The 15456-nt window shown below is 69.0% G+C and carries 14 protein-coding genes; 8 read left to right on the top strand and 6 right to left on the bottom strand.

All coding sequences use genetic code 11. The features are described 5' to 3' along the window. Positions 1-11: 11 nt before the first annotated feature. The 8 genes from LC039_RS19005 (at position 12) to LC039_RS18970 (ending at position 8885) form a co-directional block, all read left to right on the top strand. A complete protein-coding gene (locus tag LC039_RS19005) occupies positions 12-281 on the top strand; it encodes a flagellar biosynthetic protein FliQ (protein ID WP_226627376.1) in 270 nt (89 codons plus the stop codon). Beyond that, positions 281-1090, top strand: a complete 810-nt coding sequence (locus tag LC039_RS19000) for a lytic transglycosylase domain-containing protein (protein ID WP_226627375.1) — start codon at positions 281-283, stop codon at positions 1088-1090. Before LC039_RS19005 ends, LC039_RS19000 begins: the two co-directional genes overlap by 1 nt. Further along, on the top strand, positions 1090-3189 hold the full coding sequence (gene flhA / locus LC039_RS18995) for a flagellar biosynthesis protein FlhA (protein ID WP_226627374.1): 2100 nt from the start codon (positions 1090-1092) through the stop codon (positions 3187-3189). The genes LC039_RS19000 and flhA overlap by 1 nt, the downstream gene beginning before the upstream one ends. Beyond that, positions 3190-3945: a flagellar biosynthetic protein FliR gene (locus LC039_RS18990; RefSeq protein ID WP_226627373.1), complete on the top strand. Its 756-nt coding sequence runs from the start codon at positions 3190-3192 to the stop codon at positions 3943-3945. Positions 3946-3955: 10 nt separating this feature from the next. Then, entirely contained in the window at positions 3956-5080 is a 1125-nt protein-coding gene (gene flhB / locus LC039_RS18985; RefSeq protein WP_226627372.1) for a flagellar biosynthesis protein FlhB, read from the top strand. A gap of 190 nt (positions 5081-5270) precedes the next feature. Beyond that, positions 5271-7475, top strand: coding sequence for an NADP-dependent isocitrate dehydrogenase (locus LC039_RS18980; RefSeq protein ID WP_226627371.1), 2205 nt, complete (start codon positions 5271-5273; stop codon positions 7473-7475). A 771-nt stretch (positions 7476-8246) separates the two neighbouring features. Next, positions 8247-8471: an AbrB/MazE/SpoVT family DNA-binding domain-containing protein gene (locus LC039_RS18975; protein WP_226627370.1), complete on the top strand. Its 225-nt coding sequence runs from the start codon at positions 8247-8249 to the stop codon at positions 8469-8471. Positions 8472-8486: 15 nt separating this feature from the next. Further along, a complete protein-coding gene (locus LC039_RS18970) occupies positions 8487-8885 on the top strand; it encodes a PIN domain-containing protein (protein ID WP_226627369.1) in 399 nt (132 codons plus the stop codon). On the opposite strand, the gene LC039_RS18965 is transcribed toward LC039_RS18970, so the two are convergent. From LC039_RS18965 to LC039_RS18940, 6 genes are read right to left on the bottom strand one after another with little or no spacing between them, the layout of a single operon-like run. Beyond that, complete coding sequence (locus LC039_RS18965) at positions 8866-9906, bottom strand: LacI family DNA-binding transcriptional regulator (protein ID WP_226627368.1); 1041 nt, start codon at positions 9904-9906, stop codon at positions 8866-8868. The two genes, LC039_RS18970 and LC039_RS18965, sit on opposite strands and share 20 nt — an antisense overlap. Continuing rightward, positions 9903-10484: a dual specificity protein phosphatase family protein gene (locus LC039_RS18960; protein WP_226627367.1), complete on the bottom strand. Its 582-nt coding sequence runs from the start codon at positions 10482-10484 to the stop codon at positions 9903-9905. The genes LC039_RS18965 and LC039_RS18960 overlap by 4 nt, the downstream gene beginning before the upstream one ends. 3 nt (positions 10485-10487) lie before the next feature. Continuing rightward, positions 10488-11513: an MBL fold metallo-hydrolase gene (locus tag LC039_RS18955; protein ID WP_226627366.1), complete on the bottom strand. Its 1026-nt coding sequence runs from the start codon at positions 11511-11513 to the stop codon at positions 10488-10490. After that, entirely contained in the window at positions 11501-13228 is a 1728-nt protein-coding gene (locus LC039_RS18950; RefSeq protein WP_226627364.1) for an ABC transporter permease, read from the bottom strand. The genes LC039_RS18955 and LC039_RS18950 overlap by 13 nt, the downstream gene beginning before the upstream one ends. Positions 13229-13241: 13 nt before the next feature. After that, positions 13242-14210, bottom strand: a complete 969-nt coding sequence (locus tag LC039_RS18945) for an ABC transporter substrate-binding protein (RefSeq protein WP_226627363.1) — start codon at positions 14208-14210, stop codon at positions 13242-13244. A gap of 25 nt (positions 14211-14235) precedes the next feature. Further along, positions 14236-15321: an ABC transporter ATP-binding protein gene (locus LC039_RS18940; RefSeq protein WP_226627361.1), complete on the bottom strand. Its 1086-nt coding sequence runs from the start codon at positions 15319-15321 to the stop codon at positions 14236-14238. Positions 15322-15456 lie beyond the last annotated feature (135 nt).

The following is a 15456-nucleotide window of genomic DNA, read 5'->3' as shown; positions in this document are numbered from 1 at the left end:
ATGGGGGCGCGGTGACCGAAGCCGATACGCATACGATCCTGTCGGAGGCCTTCTTGACCGTGCTCTACGCGTCCGGCCCGATCATGGGGATCGCGCTGCTGGTCGGGCTGGTCATCGCCTTCTTCCAGGCGCTGACCCAGATCCAGGAGATGACGCTGACCTTCGTGCCGAAGATCGTGGCGATCTTCCTCGGACTGCTGGTCTTCACGCCGTTCATGTACGCCATGGTCAAGCGGCTGTCGGACACCGCCTTTGATCTGATCATCAGCGGGGGCTACTGATGCGCCGCGTTGCGATGATCTGGGGGATGCTCGCCGCGCTGCTGCTCGCGGGGCAGGGGGCGCGGGCGGACTGGAGCGATTTCTACCGGCCCGCGGCGCGGGCTACGGAGCCCGCGCCGGCGCGGCCGGTGCAGGGCACGCCGTCGGGCATCTGCATCCGCGAGATCCTGCGCGCGCAGCTGCGCCACCAAATCCCCGGCAACCTGCTTCTGGGCATCGGCCTGCAGGAAGCGGGCATGATGCACGAGGGCGAGCTGACGATCTGGCCCTGGACCGCCAATGCCGAGGGCGACGGGCGCTATTTCACCAGCCCCGAGACCGCCGCGAGCTGGGTGCGGGCGCGGCAGGGCGCCGGGGTGGCCTCGGTCGACGTGGGCTGCATGCAGGTGAACCTGCGCTGGCATCCCGATGCCTTCGTCTCGCTCGAGCATGGCTTCGATCCGGCGCGCAACGTCGACTACGCGGCGCGGCTGCTGGTGTCTCTCTACGAGCAGACCGGCGATTGGGTCGAGGCGGCGGGGCGCTACCACTCGGCGACGCCGGAGTACCAGCAGGCCTACCTCGGGCGGCTCAAGCAGAACGTCTCGATCGCCAATGACCGGCTGGATATCTTCCGCACGCTGGCGGCGGGGGCCGGGGGCGGGATCTCCGCGCCGGTCGCCATGGCCGCCGCCGAGCCGCTGCCCGAGGGGCATTTCTGGACCTCCTGGCTGACCACGCGCAGCGGCGCCGCCGACGAGGGCGCGCGCAGTCTCTATGGGCGCGAGGTGATGCAACCCGTGCTGCCCGCCTTCCGAAAGATGTTCTGATGTCGCTGACCGATCCCTTCACCGCGTCGCGCAAGCGCCCCAGCCTGAAGGCGCGGGGGCTGGCGAACCGCGACGTGGCCTTCGCCATCGGCGTGACGCTGATGCTCGGCGTGCTCTTCGTGCCGCTGCCGCCGGTGATCCTCGACCTCGGGCTGGCGGTGTCGCTGTCGGTCTCGGTGCTGATCCTGATGGTGGCGCTGTGGATCCCGAAGCCGCTGGACTTCAACTCCTTCCCGACGCTGCTGCTGGTGGTGACCATGCTGCGGCTGTCGCTCAATGTCGCCTCGACCCGGCTGATCCTGTCGGAAGGCCACACCGGCCCCAGCGCCGCGGGCGGGGTGATCGAGGGCTTCTCGCGCTTCATCGTCGGCGGCAACTTCATCATCGGCATCGTGATCTTTGCCATTCTCGTGGTCATCAACTTCGTGGTGATCACCAAGGGGTCGACCCGGATCGCCGAGGTCTCGGCCCGCTTCTCGCTGGACTCCATGCCGGGCAAGCAGATGGCGATCGACGCCGATCTCGGCGCCGGGCTGATCGACGAGGAGCAGGCGCGCGCCCGGCGCAAGGAGCTGGAGGACGAGAGCGGCTTCTTCGGGGCGATGGACGGTGCGTCGAAATTCGTGCGCGGCGACGCGGTTGCGGGGATCATCATCACGCTGATCAACGTCATCGGCGGCATCCTGATCGGCGTCGCGCAGCACGGGCTGTCGCTGTCCGAGGCGGCCAACTTCTACACCGTGCTGACCATCGGCGACGGGCTGGTGTCGCAGATCCCGGCGCTGGTGGTCTCGCTGGCGGCGGGCCTGCTGGTCACCAAGGGCGGCACCGAGGGCGCGGCCAACGAGGCGGTGCTGGGCCAGCTTTCGAAATTCCCCAAGGCGCTGTTCATGGCCGGGGCGCTGCTGTTTGCCATCGGGCTGCTGCCGGGCTTCCCGTCGCTGGTCTTTGCCGCGCTGGCGGGGCTGATGGTGTTCCTCGGGATCACCGTGCAGCGCAGCGCAGAGGAGGCCACGCAGACCGCCGCCCGCGAGGAGGTGCAGCGGCAGAAGGCCGAGGCGGCGCCCGCCGAGGACAGCATCAAGGAGACGCTGAAGCTCGACACGCTGCGGCTCGACCTGGGGCAGGCGCTGGTGCCGCTGATCTCCAGCCCCGACGCGGCGCTGGCGGGCAAGATCAAGAGCCTGCGCGGGCTGTTCGCCCGCGAGTTCGGTTTCGTGCTGCCGACGGTGCGGATCAAGGACGAGCCGATGCTGCCCTCGCAGAGCTACGCGCTGATGGTGCAGGGGGTCGAGGTGGCCCGCGGCGAGGTGCGCCCGACCGGCATGATGGTGGTCAACCCCGGCGAGTGCGGGCTGCGCGGCGAGAAGGGCAAGGATCCGACCTTCGGCCTTGATGCGCTCTGGGTCGATCCCGAGACCGCCAAGATCGCCGAGGGCATGGGACTGACCGTGGTCGACCCCGAAAGCGTGATCATCACCCATCTGACCGAGGTGGTGAAGGAACACCTGCCCGAGCTGATGACCTATGGCGCCACCCAGGAGCTGATCGAGGGGCTCGACCGCGAGTACCAGAAGCTGGCCAAGGACATTCCCGGCAACGCGCCGATGGTGCTGATCCAGCAGGTGCTGCAGGGGCTGCTGGCCGAGCGCGTTTCTGTGCGCAACCTGCCGCTGATCATCGAGGCCATCGCCGAGGCCAAGCGCAGCACGTCGAACGTCACGCAGATCACCGAGCAGGTGCGCCGCCGCCTCGCCAACCAGATTTGCAAGTCGATGATAGACGGCTCGGGCTTCATCTCGGTGATCACCATGGGCTCGGCCTGGGAGAAGGAGTTCCTCGAGGCGCTGCGGGTCAGCGGCGACGAGCGCAACTTCGTCATGTCGCCGCAGCGGGTGCAGGACTTCGTGTTGCAGGCCCGGCGCGAGATCCAGCAGTTCGCCGAGCGCGACGAATGGCCGGCGCTGCTGGTCAGCCCCGAGGTGCGCAGCTTCGTGCGCTCGATGCTCGAGCGGGTCAGCCCGATGACCACGGTGCTGTCGCACAACGAGATCCACCGCAAGGCGGCGCTGCGCACCGTCGCGACCATCGGCAAGTAGATGAACGTCTCGGCGCTGATCACCGTCGAATTCCTTGGGGTGGCGCTGGTCTTTGCCCGGATCGGCGGCATCCTGATGTTCATGCCCGGCCTCGGCGAGAGCCTTTTCCCGGTGCGCCACCGGCTGGCCATGGCGCTGGTGCTGTCGCTGGCGCTCTACCCGCTGGCGCCGCTCGGGCCGGTGGATTTCGACAATACCGCCGCCTTCTTCGGGATCCTCGCCATCGAGCTGACGCTCGGCGTGTGGATCGGGGTGAGCGCGCGCATCCTGCTCACCGGGCTGCAGTTCGCCGGCTACCAGATCGGCACGATCTCGGGGCTGGCCAACGCCTTCTCGCCGAGCCTCGGCTCCTTCGAGGGGGCCGATCTGATCTCGACCGCTCTTATGATGGCGGCGGTGGCGGTGATCTTCGCCACCGACCTGCACCACCTGATCATCGGCGCCATGGTGATGAGCTACGACGTCTTCCCGCCGGGGCGCATCATGACCGGCGATCTGGCGCAGCAGATCGTCCGGGCGGTGAGCGCGAGCTTCTACATGGGGCTGTCCATCGCCGCGCCCTTCTTCGTCATGGGGCTGCTGCTCAACCTTGCCATGGGCCTGACCGCGCGGATGATGCCGACGCTGCCGGTGTTCTTCGTTGCCGGGCCGGTGCTGATCTTCTCGGGGCTGCTGGTGCTGGTCATGGCCGCGCCGCTGATGCTGCGCGAGTTCGCCGCGCGTTTCGCCGAGTGGCTCGGCCTGCTGGTGTTCTGAGGAGCTGGGCATGGCCGACGACGAGGACAAGGACAGCAAGACCGAAGAGCCAACGGAGCGAAAGCTCCGAAAGGCGCGCGAGAAAGGCGATGTGCCGAGTTCCAAGGAGGTTGGCAATGTCACCGCCGTGCTCTCGCTCTTTGCGATCACCGCCTTTGTCATGCCGGGGGTCTCTGCGCCCTTTGCCGGCGTATTGCGCGGGGTCTTCGAGACCGCGGGGCAGGTCAGCATCGGCGAGGACGTGCAGGGCATCCGCGATCTCGGCGGGGTGACCTGGGGCATGCTGCGCGGGGTCGGCGCGCTGCTCGCGCCGCTGCTGGCGCTGATGCTGATCGGTGCGGTGGCCGGGGTGCTGCTGCAGGGCGACCTGGTGGTCGCCGCGGAGCGCATCAAGCCCAAGATGTCGAAGATCTCGCCGCTGTCTGGGTTCAAGAAGATCTACTCGCTGGCCGCGATGGTGGAGTTCGGCAAGAGCATGCTGAAGGTGCTGGTGGTCGGCGGGATTGGCCTGTGGATCACCTATCACGGGGTGCGCGAGCTGTGGCAGGTGCAGGGGGTGCTGCCCGAGATGGTGACCGAGTTCGCCCGCCGCACCGCCTCGCGCATGCTGCTGGTGGTGCTGGCGATCCTGCTGGTGATCGCCGTGGCGGACGTGCTGTGGAAGCGCTTCGACCACCGCCGCAAGCAGCGCATGTCGATGAAGGAAATCAAGGACGAGCACAAGGACACCGAGGGCGACCCGCAGATCCGCGGCAAGCGCATGCAGCTGCGCCGCGAGCGGGCGCGGCAGCGCATCGCCCAGGCGGTGCCGCGGGCGACGGTGGTGCTGACCAACCCGACCCACTACGCGGTGGCGTTGAAATACGAGAGCGGCGTCGACATGGCGCCGGTCTGCATCGCCAAGGGCGCCGACCTGATGGCCGCGCGGATCCGCCAGCTGGCGCGCGAGTCCGAGGTGCCGATCATCGAGAACCGGCCGCTGGCGCGGGCGCTGCACGACGTGGCCGAGGTCGACAAGCAGATCCCCATCGAGCACTGGGAGGCGGTGGCGGCGATCATCGGCTACGTCATGGACATGCAGCGCAACATCAAGCGGCCTTTGCCCGAGGGATCGAGCCTGCGCGAAGAGGACTAGGCTCGGCATCGCGCCGATCCGCCCGGCTTGGCGCTGGCCCGCGCACGCCGCCCGGGCGGCGTGGAATTTCCGGCAAATCCGCGCTAGGGCAGGGGCAGGCGGTGCGGCGATCCGATGCGGCACCGCGACTGTAGACCTTTGTATGCAGAACGGCTAAAGGGGGCCAGACCCCCAGGAAAGGCATCGCATCATGGCTGAGAACAACACTCCTGACATCGTTTACACCAAGGTCGACGAAGCGCCCGAGCTGGCCTCGGCCTCGCTGCTTCCGATCATCCGCAGCTTTGCCGCTGCCGCCGGTGTGTCGGTCGGCACCAAGGACATCTCGCTCGCGGGCCGCATCCTCGCGACCTTCCCCGAGGCGCTCACCGACGCGCAGCGCCAGTCGGACGACCTGGCCTGGCTCGGCGACTGGGTGAAGAAACCCGAGGCGAACGTCATCAAGCTGCCGAACATCTCGGCCTCGGTGCCGCAGCTTGTGGCCGCGATCAAGGAACTGCAGGGCCAGGGCTACGCGCTGCCCGACTACCCCTACGAGGCGACCACCGACGAAGAGAAGGCGGTTCAGGCCAAGTACGACGGCATCAAGGGTTCGGCCGTGAACCCGGTGCTGCGCGAGGGCAACTCGGACCGCCGCGCCGCCGCCGCGGTGAAGAAATTCGCCCAGTCGAACCCGCACCGCATGGGCGAGTGGAGCAAGGACAGCAAGACCCGCGTCGCCTCGATGGACGGCGGTGACTTCTTCTCGAACGAGGTGTCGGCGACCCTCGACAAGGCCGCGACCGCGAAGATCGTGCTGGAGACCGCCTCGGGCGAGACCGTGCTTAAAGAGGGTGTCTCCTATCCGGCGGGCACCGTGGTCGATGCCACCTACATGAGCGCGGCGAAGCTCGACGCCTTCCTGGAAGACGAGATCGCCAAGACCAAGGAAGAAGGCACGCTGTTCTCGCTGCACATGAAGGCGACGATGATGAAGGTCTCGGACCCGATCATCTTCGGCCACGCGGTGAAGGCCTGGCTGAAGCCGGTGTTCGACAAGTACGGCGACGCGCTGAAGGCGCTCGGCGTCAACCCGAACTCGGGCCTCGGCGACCTGCTGGAGCGGGTGAAGGACAACGCCGAGATCGTGGCCGCGATCGAAGAGGTGCGCGCCGCGCGCCCGCCGATGTACATGGTGAACTCGGACAAGGGCATCACCAACCTGCACGTGCCGTCGGACGTGATCATCGACGCCTCGATGCCCGCGCTGATCCGCGCCGGTGGCAAGGGCTGGGGTCCGGACGGCAAGGAAGCGGACACCAACTGCGTGATCCCCGACAACTCCTACGCGCCGGTCTATGACGCGTCGATCGAGTTCTTCAAGGCCAACGGCAAGCTGAACCCGGCCACCGCCGGCACCGTGCAGAACATCGGCCTGATGGCACAGAAGGCCGAGGAATACGGCTCGCACCCGACCACCTTCGAGATCGCCGAGGCGGGCACCGTCAAGATGATCCTCGACGATGGCACCGTGCTGCATTCGCATGCCGTCGAAGCGGGCGACATCTGGCGTTCGGCCTCGGCCCGCAAGGCGCCGATCGAGGACTGGGTGAACCTGGCCATCGACCGCCAGAAGGCGACCGGCTACCGCGCGATCTTCTGGCTCGACGCCAGCCGCGCCCACGATGCGCAGCTGATCGAGTTCGTGAAGCCGATCCTCGAGGCCAAGGGCGTCGCCGACAAGTTCGAGATCATGGCGCCGCGCGAAGCCACCATCGCCTCGCTCGAGACCATCACCAAGGGCGAGAACACCATCGCGATCACCGGCAACGTGCTGCGCGACTACCTGACCGACCTCTTCCCGATCCTCGAGCTGGCCACCTCGGCCAAGATGCTTTCGATCGTGAAGCTGATGAACGGCGGCGGTCTCTTCGAGACCGGTGCCGGCGGTTCGGCTCCGAAGCACGTGCAGCAGCTGGTGGAAGAGAACCACCTGCGCTGGGACTCGCTGGGCGAGTTCTGCGCGCTCGGCGAGAGCTTCAAGTTCCTTGCCGACCAGAAGGGCAACGAGAAGGCGCGGGTGCTGGGCGATGCGGTGGATGCCGCGACGCAAGGCATCCTCGACCACGACCGCTCGCCTTCGCGCAAGGTTGGCGAGCCCGACAACCGCGACAGCCACTACTGGTTCGCCCGCTACTGGGCCGAGGCCCTGGCGGCGCAGACCGGCGATGCCGAGCTGGCGGCGCATTTCGCGCCGATCGCCAAGGCGCTGGCCGAAGGCGAGGCGGCGATCGTCGGCGAGCTGGCGGCGGTGCAGGGCAAGCCGGCGGATCTGGGCGGCTACTACCATGGCGATGCGGAGAAGACCGCCGGCGTGATGCGCCCCTCGGCGACGCTGAACGGCATTCTCGGCTGAGACCACCTCGGCTGACGTGATCCGCGCCCCCGGCCCGCAAGGCCGGGGGCGTTTTGCGTTTTCGGGGCCGCCGTGTGTCAGATTGAAGCGGGCGGCTATACGAATGAACATTTGTCCACAAGGCGACACTTCGGCGGCGAGACTGTGTTTGCGCCGCCTTGGGCTCGCCACAGCCGAGTGTGGGTGTAAGAATTCCGCCCACTGCATGTAGTGGTGGATGAGCCTAGTTCATTTAAAAGTCTATAATTAACAGTATCTTAGCGATTTGGGTCGAGTCCGATTCCGGCTTGCGTAAGGTGATTCTCTCTTGCTTTCGCGGCAGCGTAAAATGCCTGATTGAGTCGTTCTCGCGGGGGTTGAAAATCATCCGTTCACAGATTGTGGAAAAGATGGGGCGGAACAACGGCTTGCGCGAAAAGCGCCCGGCATCGGCAAATTTCGACTCCCAACAGGCGAAATCACGCTAGTCTGAGTGTGCCTGATGTCGCTGCCATGACTGAGCAAATCGGAGTTTTCTCTCCTGATGGCAGCGCTACGCTCTCATTTCTAGGGCGGCGGTCTTCGTTCGGGTGACGGGGGGAAGGCTATTGTGCCGATGTTCCTTTGTTTTTTGTTTATCATGCTCGGCACCCGGGGAGAAATCTTCGGGTGTCTATTCTTTTGGGGCTCCGCGGCTCTTAGCGGAGGCCTGCGAGGGCATGGCCCTGGCTTGATCGGGGCAGGTGATAGATATACATTGTCAGCTGTATATCCGACCGTCAGGAGTCACCGATGCAGATCTCCAAATGGGGCAATTCCTTGGCCGTGCGCTTGCCCGCCGATCTCGTGCGCGAGCTCGGCCTGAAGGAGGGCGACCGCATCGAGCTGCACCCCGACGACCGCGGGCTGGCGGTGCGTCGCGCCGCGCGGCCCGAGGAGATCCTCGCCGGGCTGCGCCGCTTCCGCGGGCGGCTGCCCGAAGGGCCGCTGTCGCGCGACGAGGCCAACGCGCGCTGATCGCCGGTTCGCACCATGTCCCGTGCATTTCTCGACACCAACGTGATCCTCTACCTGCTGGGCGAGGGGCCGAAGGCCGACCGCGCCGAGGCGCTGCTGCTGCAGCGCGGGGTGATCAGCGTGCAGGTGCTGAACGAGGCGCTGGTGAACTGCCTGCGCAAGGCGAAGCTGAGCGCCGAGGAGGCCGGGGAGTTCCTTGCCGGGGTCCGGGCGCTCTGCGAGGTGGTGCCGTTGACCGAGCGGACCCATGACATCGGCCGCGCGCTCGGGCAGCGCTACGGCTTCTCGGTCTACGACTCGATGATCGTCGGCGCGGCGCTGGAGGCGGGCTGCGACACGCTGTGGTCCGAGGACATGCATCACGGGCTTCTGGTCGAGGGGCGGCTGCGGATCCTCAATCCGTTCCGGGGCTGAGCGGCGCGCGGACCGAGCCGCGCTCGACCAGCCGCACCGGCACCTCGTAGAGCATGGGCGCGGCCTCGGGGGGCAGGGCGATAGCCTCCATCGTGGCGCGGGTGAGATCCGCGAGCGACTGGCTGACGGTGGTCAGCGCATGCGAGGACCAGCCGGAGATCGGCGCGTCGTCGAACCCGATCACCGACAGGTCCTCCGGCACGCGCAGGCCGAGTTCGAAACGCGCGGTGTTGAGCACGCCGAGCGCGATCTCGTCGGTGACGCCGAAGATGCCGTCGAGCCCCGGTTCGCGCAGCAGGGAGCGGGCGGCCTCCACCCCGGTCTCGTAGCTGTTCGGCCCGTCGGCCCAGCGGGTCACCGGCATGCCGCGCAGGGACATCTCCGAGCAGAAGGCCTCGGCGCGCTCCAGCTTGGCCGAGGTGCGCGAGCCCGAGATCACCACCGCCACGTTGCGGCAGCCGGCCTGCGCCAGCCGCTCCGCCGCGAGCCGTCCGCCGCGGGCGTTGCCCGCGAGGATGAGATCGGCCCGCGCGCCCTCGGGCGGGCGCGGGCGGTTGATCAGCACCATGCGCGCGCCGTTCTGCGCGCAGAGCCGGATCAGCGTGTCGGGCACGGCGCCCGAAAGCAGCACCACCGTGCGCACCCGGTAGTCGAGCAGGCGCTTCAGGTCCTCGGCCACGCCGCAGGCGCTGTTCATCAGCAGGCATTGCAGGCGGCGGGCGTGCAGCGCCTTCGACAGCGCGTCGAGCTGGGCGGAGATATAGGGGTTGGAGAAATTGCCGCCGACCACGCCGACGAGGTCCGAGCGCTCCTGGTGCAGCGTGCGGGCGAGGCGGTTGACCCGGTAGCCGAGCTCCTCGGCGGCGGCGAGGATGCGGGCGCGGGCCTGCTCGGAGACCTGCGCGCCGGGGGTGAAGGCGCGCGACACCGCCGAACGCGAGACCCCTGCCAGCCGCGCCACGTCGGAGGCGGAGACGAAGCGGGCTTTCGGCGGGCCGAGCGGCGGGCGCGGCGGTTTCATCGGGCGCAGAGGCCCCGGTCCAGCACCTCGCGGCCGAGGGTGAGCATCGGTGGCAGCGGGTAGCTTTGCTCGAGACCGCGCAGGGCGCGGAGATGGGCGAGGGCTTCGTCAAAGGTCGGGAAGGCGCCGGGCCGCCGCAGGTGCAGCCAGAGCGCCAGCACGGTGACCGAGCGCGAGCGCCCGCCGCGGCAATGTACCAGCAGCCCGCCCTTGATATGCGCGGGGTAGTGCGGCTTGCCCTCGGTGTAGATCGCCGCGAGCCCGTCGATCAGCGTGACCGCCGCGGCCAGCGTCTCGGGGGCATTGCCCGCCCCGTCGAGCAGGCCGATCTGGTAGCGCCGGAGGTGGGTGCCGTCCGGGCGCAGGAGCGGGCCGGGAAAGATGTTCATCGCGAGGTTGAGGCTGGCGCCGATCCCCGCCCGTTGCAGGGTGGTCCCGTCCTCGGCAGCGGGCAGGTTGCCGAGCCAGAGCGCGTCGAGGCCGGGGCCGATCTCGGCGGTGACCCTCCAGAGCAGCGGCTGGTGGTCCTCGGCGGCCTCGGCTGCGGGGACGGCGTCGGGAAGATGGTGGCGGCTCATGGCTCAGACCTCGAGGCTGGTGCACTGCCGCAGGCGCGGGCCGAGCGCGGCGGTCAGGCGGGGGGCGGTGGTCAGGTCGACGAAGGCGGGCAGCACGCGCTCGGCGCGGGTGCTGGCGGCCACGGCGAGGATGTCAGTCAGCCGCGGGTGCACGTTCCAGCCCATCCAGCGGGCGTGGCCCCCGGCAATCATCGCATGCGCCGGGCTGCTGCGCGGCACGTGGCCGGAGAAGATGAAGCGGAAGCCCGGGCGCTCGCGCAGCGCGGCGGGCAGCCCGTGCTCGGCATTGGGTCCGTCGGCGACGATGACCTGCGCGGCGGTGGCGGTCTCTGGGGTGGCCCCGGGCGGGCGGCTGCCGGTGTGCCGTTCGGTCTCATCGGCGATATGAGGGCAGGCGTGGACGGTCAGCCCGGCGGCGCCGAGCGCCGCCACCATGTCCGGACCGCGCCCGTCCGCCGGGCAGGGCAGCACCGCGCCGCCGCGCGCTGCCTCGGTCAGGGCGGCGATCTGATAGGCGAGCGAGTCCTCGCGATCGCCGTAGGAGGCATCGGCCAGCACAGTGGCGCTGCGCGGAAAGGGATCGCAGCGCAGCAGCGGTGCCTCGGTGCTGAAGTCGCCGGTGTAGAGAAAGCCGCCGCGCAGCGTGGGAAAGCGCATCCAGATGCCGCCGGGCGCGTGGCCGGAACGGCCGGTTTCGAGCCGCACGCCCAGCACTTCGGCGGAGCCGCGGTCCGGCAGGCTTGCGAGGCGCGCAGGCCGCAGGGCAGGGGGGAGCTGGCGTTGCGTTTCCCGTGTCGCGTAGACCGGCGGGCCACCGATCTCGGCCAGCCGGTCGAGCGCGCCGACGTGGTCCACATGGGCGTGGCTCAGCAGCACGGCGTCGATGCGCCCCGCCTGCGAGAGGTCCGGGCGCTCGTCCACTTCCAGCCCGCCGCCCATGTCGAGCAGCAGCCTGCGGCCCTCGATCTCGAGCAGGAAGAGCGCGGCGCTCTTGCGGCCGAGGCCGCTGAGGGCGGTCAATCGCGCCATGGCAGCACCCCCTCGGGCAGGCGGCGGCCGACGAGCAGCGAGAGCCCCATGAGCGCCAGCACAAGCAGCACCATCAGGCAGCCGACCGCGGCTGCGAGGGTGGAGGAGCCGGCCTCTTCGAGGAAGATGATCATCGGGCCGATGGTGGTGGCGCGCGAGCTGACCAGCAGCACCGAGACCTGGATCTCGTTCACCGCCGTCATGAACACGAGGATCGCCGCGGCCATGGCCGAGGGGGCGAGGGCGGGCAGCACGATGTCGCGCAGCCGTGCGAAGACCCCGGCGCCGGCGAGCTGCGCGGCCTCGTCGAGGGCGCGGTCGATCTGCGCGTAGCCGCCGAGGATGGGCCGCAGTGCGAGGGCGAGGAAGTTCGACAGGTAGGCGGCGAGGATCACCCAGACCGTGCCGTAGAGCCCGGTGCCGAGGACGGGCAGGGGGCGCAGGAAGAACAGGATCATCGCGACGCCGATGATGATCCCGGGCAGCGCGTAGGCCAGCTCCGATGCGAGGCGCAGCAGCCGGGCGACCCAGCCGCGGCGCCAGCTCAGCACATAGCCGAGGGCGACCGCAGCCGGGATCAGCACCGCCACCGTCAGCAGCGTCAGCCAGAGCGAGGTGAGAAAGGCGCCGCGGAGGCCCTCGTGGTGGAAGAGCGCATTGGCGAAGTTCTCGAAGGTGAGCGTGTCCAGGGTCAGCGGCTGGCCGTAGCCCCGCACCAGCGCCGTGCCGAAGAGCGCCGAGAGCGGCAGCGCGAGGCAGAGCGCGAGGTAGAGCCAGGCGAGGGCCGTGACCGGCAGGCGCCAGCCGCCGAGCGCCATGCGCGGTGGGCGCTGCGCCGCATCGACGCGCTGGTCGCCGCGGCGTCCGAGCCAGGCGGTGAGGGTCATGCCGAGCACGGTCAGCAGGGCGAGCAGCAGCGCCAGCAGGGCCATGTCGTTCAGTGCCGAGGGGCCGTAGGCGTTGAGCCGCTGGTAGATCAGGGTGATCAGCGTCGGCACGCGGGCGGGGATGCCGAGCATCGCCTGGATGCCGAAGTTGCCGATCGAGGAGACGAAGGCCAGCGCGGCCCCGGCGAAGATGCCGCCGCGGATCAGCGGCAGGATGATGTCGCGGGTCACGGCGCCTGCATTGGCGCCATTGGCATGGGCGGCCTCGACCAGCGAGGCCGGGAGGCGCTGCAGCGAGGCGCGGACCGACAGGAAGACGAGCGGGGCATTGTAGAGCCCGAGCAGGAAGATGATCCCGCCCATGGAGTAGAGCGGATGGCGGGTTCCGGGCGGCAGCGACAGGCCGAGCGGGCCGAGGATCGGGCTGGCGGGCGAGAAGGCCTGCACCCAGGCCAGCGCGGTGACCTGCGGCGGGATCATCAGCGGCAGCACGAAGCCGAACACCCAGAGCGTGCGGCGGCGCATGTCGGTGAGCGCGGTCAGCAGCGCGGCCATCGTGCCGACCGCGGTGGCCAGAAGCGTCGCGGCGCAGGCGATCCAGAGGGTGTTGAGCGTTGCCTCCAGCACCCGGCGGCCGCCGAGGATCTCCGCGATGCGGGCGGCGTCGAAGCTGCCCTGCGGGAAGAGCGCGGCGTGCAGCAGCCGGGCGAGCGGCGCGATGGAAAGCAGCCCGACGAAGAGGATCAGCGCGAGCGTCAGCAGTCGCTCGCTGCCCAGGGCCCGGAGCAGTCGGCGCGCCCGGGGAGGGCGCGCCGCTTGGTCTTGCACGAGGGGCACGCGATCAGAGCCCGAAGAGCTCGCCGAAACGGGCGCGCACGGCCTCGTTTGTCTCGAGTGCGGCGTCGACGTTGTAGCCGAGCAGTGTCATGTCCTCGAGCTTGGGGAAGCCCTCGGGGCCCTCGACGCCGGGCAGGATCGGCAGCGAGCCCTGCTCGGCTACCAGTTTCTGGCCCTCTTCGCTGAGCAGGAAGTCGATGAAGAGCTTGGCTTCCTCGGGGTGCTCGGTGCCGGCCATGATCGCGGCGGGCTCGGTGATGAAGCTCACGCCGTCCTCGGGGACGATGTAGTCGACCGGCGAGCCATCGGCCTTGGCGCGCAGCGCATTGGCATCGACGATGATCGCGTATTTCGCCATGCCGGAGGCGACCGCCTTGGTGGCCGGGCCGTTGCCGCCCTCGGGTACGATGTCCAGCTCGTTGAGGCCCTCGTAGAAGGCCCAGCCGATGTCGTCGGCGTTCAGCAGCGCGTGCAGGTGGTTCAGCGCGGCGCCGGAGTAGAGCGGCGAGGGCACGCCGATCATGCCGCGGTTCTCTTCGGTGATGAGGTCCATCCAATGGGTGACCGGCTCGGCGATCTCGGTGTTGTAGGCGATGCCGGTGGTCATCGCCTTGGTGCCGAAATAGGTCATGTCGGCGTCGTAGGTGGCGGGGTCATAGGCGGCCACCGGGGCGTCCTCGTAGGCCAGCAGGTGACCGCCGGCCTTCAGCTCGCCGAGGTTGATGACGTCGGCGACCAGCAGGATGTCGGGCTGCACGTTGTCCGCCTCGATCTCGGCGCGGACGACGTTCATCAGCGCCGAGGTGCCGTTGCGGGTCCATTCGATCTTGATGTCGGGATGGGCGGCCTCGAAGGCATCCACGGTCTGCTGCGCCTGCTCGGGCGGCTGGCTGGTGTAGAGCGTCAGCGTGGTTTCGGCAAAGGCGGCGCTGGAGAGCAGCGACGCGGCGAGGGTGAGGCTGAGAAAACGCATGTTCGGTGTCCTTGCGGTTGCGTGTTCAGGAGGGGTGAGAAGGGGCGGCATCGGGAATGACCCAGCCGTCGCGCAGGGCGAGAGAGATCCGCTGGCCGCGGCACAGCGCGGCCGGGGCGGCGATGTTCACGGACAGCGGGATGTCCCCGGCGGGGCCGGCCATGACCTCGGCGCGCAGGTAGGCGCCGCGGTAGGTGGCGCGGGTGACATTGCCGGCGATCGCGTCGCGGCTGTCGGTCAGCGCGAGGTCGCCGGGATGGAAGGAAATCTTGGCGCGGCGGCGGGCGGTCTCGCCGGGGGTGCAGCGCAGCTCGATGCGCTGTCCGAGCAGCGACGCGGCGGCGCGGCCCTGCCCGAGCGGGCGGATGTCTTCGGCCTCGAGCACGCGGCCCTCGCCGATGAAGCCCGCGACGGTCTCGCTCTGCGGCTGGCTGAACAGCGCCTCGGGGCGGTCGAACTGCAGGATGCGGCCCTTGTCCATGACCGCAACGCGGTCGGCGAGGGCCAGCGCCTCGGACTGGTCATGGGTGATGTAGAACATGGTCGCACCGGAACGGGCGTGGAAGGCGGCGAATTCCTCCTCCAGCGCGCCGCGCAGGTGCACGTCGAGGTTGGCCAGCGGCTCGTCGAGCAGCACGACGCGGCTTTCCATCGCAAGGCAGCGGGCGAGGGCGACGCGCTGGCGCTGGCCGCCCGAGAGGTCGGCGGGGCGGCGGTGCGCCAGCGGCCCCAGCTCGACCAGATCGAGCACTTTCGCCACCCGGGAATTTCTCTCGGTTCTGGGAATGCCCGCGATCTTCAGCCCGTAGGCGACGTTCTGGGCCACGGACATATGCGGCCAGAGCGCGTAGTTCTGGAACACCACGCCGACGCCGCGATGCTCGGGGGCGAGGTGCCGGCCTGGGGCGGAGACGGTCTCGCCGCCGATCTCGATGTGACCGCCCTGGATGCGCTCGAAGCCCGCGAGGCAGCGCAGCAGGGTGGTCTTGCCGCAGCCCGAGGGGCCGAGCACGGCGACGAATTCCCCGGCCTCGATGCTCAGCGAGACCTGCCGCAGCACCTGCGTCTGGCCGTAGCTCTTGTCGATGTCCGAGATTCGGATGTCGCTCATGGTCTGCCCCGTCTGCCGGGCTGCACAGCTGTGCAGCGTTGCCGCGATCTCTGGCGGCGGGCTGCGACAGCGGGGCGACATGGGCGTGACAGATTGGTGAAATCTGTCCTCGGATCAGAGAGTTCCCGAACGAGA

The organism is Alloyangia pacifica, from assembly GCF_020524285.1.
Taxonomy (GTDB): Bacteria; Pseudomonadota; Alphaproteobacteria; order Rhodobacterales; family Rhodobacteraceae; genus Salipiger; species Salipiger pacificus_B.
The sequence above is the reverse complement of the archived record's forward strand: the minus strand, read 5'-3'. Positions and strand labels throughout refer to the sequence as shown.